The organism is Streptomyces sp. S3(2020) (genome assembly GCF_013044505.1).
Classification (GTDB): Bacteria; Actinomycetota; Actinomycetes; order Streptomycetales; family Streptomycetaceae; genus Streptomyces.
In genome coordinates this window covers 1-3,252 of record NZ_JABERD010000432.1, presented here as the reverse complement: position 1 = coordinate 3,252, position 3,252 = coordinate 1, and the positions used below count along the sequence as shown (strand labels likewise).

Below are 3,252 nucleotides of genomic sequence, written 5' to 3'. Positions count from 1 at the left end.
CCCCCGACCGGCCCTCGGCGGACGGCTCCGCGCGCCTCACGGCCGATGACTCCCGGGATCTCTCTGCAGACGCCCCCGGCCAACCCTTGGCGGACACCTCCGCACATCTCCCGGCCGACGGCTCCCGAGCCCCCTCGCCGGACGCCCCCGGACGCTCCCCCTCACCTCCCGGCCGTCCCTGGCCCGGTACCCGGTGGTCGTTGGAGGCGTCCGGGAGCGTAGGAGCCGCGGAACCCGCTGACACAGATGTCACGCACATATGCGGACCGTAGGCCTCCGCCGGCAGGCGAACCGTTCCGCCGACGGTCGCTTCCTACGATCGGGGGACCGTGCTCAGGCCCTGGGCGCGCCGGCGGTCTCCATCAGGCCGCTGACCTCGGTGCCGGGCGGGGTCAGCAGGAAGACGTTGCGGTCGACGCGGTGCATACCGCTGGCGAGGCCGAAGACGACGCCCGTGCTGAAGTCGAGGACCCGCTTGGCGACCTCGCCCTCCGCCCCGGTCAGGTCGAGCAGCACCGGGATGCCCGCCATCAGGGTCTCGGCGACCTCGCGGGCGTCGCCGAAGACATTCACCCTCAGCACGACGAAGCGGCGGCGCGGTTCCGTGACCGCTTCCGGAGGCACCCGGTGGTCCACCGCGGACGGCCAGGCGTCCCTGCCGCGCAACGGAACGACCTGGGCGAGCCCTTCCCACTGTTCATCGGTGACGTCGTACCTGCTCACCGGTTCCCCCCGGACTCGCTCGCCTTCATCTCCTGCATCAGACAATTCTTACGCCAAGTCACCCGTTCGGCCCAACAGCGACACGGACCGCGACAGCCCCGCCCCCTCACATCGCGCCGCGAACGGCTGTGTGTCCGACGTAACTCCTCATGATCAAGCCATGTGACATCGACGTAATGGGCGATTCGTACGCTCTGGGGGCAAGAGCCGACCGCCGAAAGGGCCCCGTGTGACCCCCACCACTCCCACGTCCCAGGTGCGCTCGGTCTGCTCCTACTGCGGAGTGGGCTGCGGCATCGTGCTGGACGTGGGCATGGGGCCCGACGGGCGCCGTACGGTCCTGAAGGCCACCGGTGACAAGGCGCACCCGGCGAACGCGGGGCGGCTGTGCACCAAGGGCGCCACCACGGCCGAGATGCTCTCCGCGCCCGGTCGGCTGACCACCGCGCTGGTCCGGGACGACCGCGGTGCGGAGCCGGTGCCGGCGCCCATGGCGGACGCCGTCGCCGAGACCGCCCGGCGGCTGCGCGCGATCATCGACGAGCACGGGCCGGACTCGGTGGCCTTCTATGTGTCCGGGCAGATGAGCCTGGAGGCCCAGTACCTCACCAACAAGCTGGCCAAGGGGTTCGTCCGCACCAACCAGATCGAGTCGAACTCCCGGCTGTGCATGGCCAGCGCCGGGGCCGGTTACAAGCTGTCGCTGGGCGCCGACGGGCCGCCCGGGTCGTACGAGGACTTCGACCGGGCCGACGCCTTCCTCGTCATCGGGTCGAACATGGCCGACTGCCATCCGATCCTCTTCCTGCGGATGATGGAGCGGGTCAAGGCGGGCGCGAAGCTGATCGTCGTCGATCCACGACGCACCGCCACGGCCGCCAAAGCGGATCTGTTTCTGCAGGTCGAGCCGGGTACCGACCTGGCGCTGCTGAACGGTCTGCTGGGTCTTCTCGTCGAGGCCGGGCACACCGACCCCGATTTCATCGCCGCGCACACCGAGGGCTGGGAGGCGATGCCGGAGTTCCTCGCCGACTACGCGCCCGACGTCGTCGCCGGGATCACGGGGCTGGACGAGGACGACCTCCGCGAGGCCGCCCGGCTCATCGGCTCGGCCGGTGAGTGGATGAGCCTGTGGACCATGGGGCTGAACCAGTCCACGCACGGCACCTGGAACACCAACGCCCTGGTCAACCTGCATCTCGCGACCGGCACCATCTGCCGGCCCGGCAGCGGGCCCTTCTCCCTCACCGGGCAGCCCAACGCCATGGGCGGGCGCGAGATGGGGTACATGGGGCCGGGCCTGCCCGGTCAGCGGTCCGTCCTCGTCGACTCGGAGAGGGAGTTCATCGAGGACCTCTGGGAGCTGCCGCCGGGCACCGTCCGCAAGGACGGCGTGGGCAGGGGCACCGTCGAGATGTTCCAGAAGATGGCCGACGGCGAGATCAAGGCGTGCTGGATCATCTGCACCAACCCGGTCGCCTCGGTCGCCAACCGCCGTACCGTCATCGAGGGCCTGGAGGCCGCTGAGTTCGTCGTCACCCAGGACGTGTTCGGGGAGACGGAGACCAACGCCTACGCCGATGTCGTGCTCCCCGGCGCGATGTGGACCGAGGGCGAGGGTGTCTTCGTCAACAGCGAGCGCAACCTCACTCTGACCCTGCCGGTCGCCGACCCGCCCGGCGAGGCGATGGCGGACTGGCGGATCATCGCGTCCGTCGCACGGGGGATGGGGTACGAGAAGGGGTTCTCGTACGACAGCGCGGAGCAGGTCTTCGAGGAGATCCGGCGGGCCTGGAACCCTGTCACGGGGTGGGACCTGCGCGGGGTGACGTACGAGCGGCTGCGCTCCGAGCCCGTGCAGTGGCCGGCCGCCGAGGGCGGGCCCGCGCGCAATCCGATCCGGTACGTCGACGGCGGCACCGGTGAGCTGCGGTTCCCGACCGCCAGTGGGCGGGCCGTCTTCCACGCGCGGCCGCATCTGCCGGCCGCGGAGATGCCGGACGACGACTTCCCCTTCGTGCTGAACACCGGGCGGGTGCAGCACCAGTGGCACACGCTGACCAAGACCGGGCGGGTCGCCAAGCTCAACAAGCTGAACCCGGGGCCGTTCGTGGAGCTGCACCCCGAGGACGCCGCCGCGCTGGGGATCGCCGAGGGCGACCGGGTGGAGGTGGCCTCGCGGCGGGGGCGGGCGGTGCTGCCCGCGGTGGTGACGGACCGGGTGTTGCCGGGTGGCTGTTTCGCGCCGTTCCACTGGAACGACCTCTTCGGTGAGTATCTGAGCGTCAACGCCGTGACCAGCGACGCGGTGGACCCGATCTCCTTCCAGCCGGAGTTCAAGGTGTGCGCGGTGTCGCTGACCCGGGTCTCCGCCGCGCCGGCGCCGGTGTCCGCGCCCGCAGTCATCGTCCCCACCTCCGTCACCCCCCACCCCGACCCCCTCGGCCCCGCCCCCCCCCCCCCGCCCGGCCCACCCGCCCCGGACCGCCCGTACCCCACCGCCTCCCCCCCGGGCCCCGCCCCCCGCCC

2 protein-coding genes are annotated in these 3,252 nt (G+C 71.5%); one reads left to right on the top strand and one right to left on the bottom strand.

The window, feature by feature from the left end:
* Window positions 1-333: 333 nt before the first annotated feature.
* Window positions 334-723 carry a cell division protein SepF gene (locus HLK59_RS49135; protein WP_171148194.1) on the bottom strand — a complete coding sequence of 130 codons (390 nt, stop codon included), beginning with the start codon at window positions 721-723 and terminating at the stop codon, window positions 334-336.
* A 313-nt stretch (window positions 724-1,036) separates the two neighbouring features.
* Between HLK59_RS49135 and HLK59_RS49130 the strand changes: the two genes are divergently transcribed.
* On the top strand, window positions 1,037-3,252 hold a 2,216-nt coding region (locus HLK59_RS49130), incomplete at its 3' end, for a nitrate reductase (protein WP_240983091.1).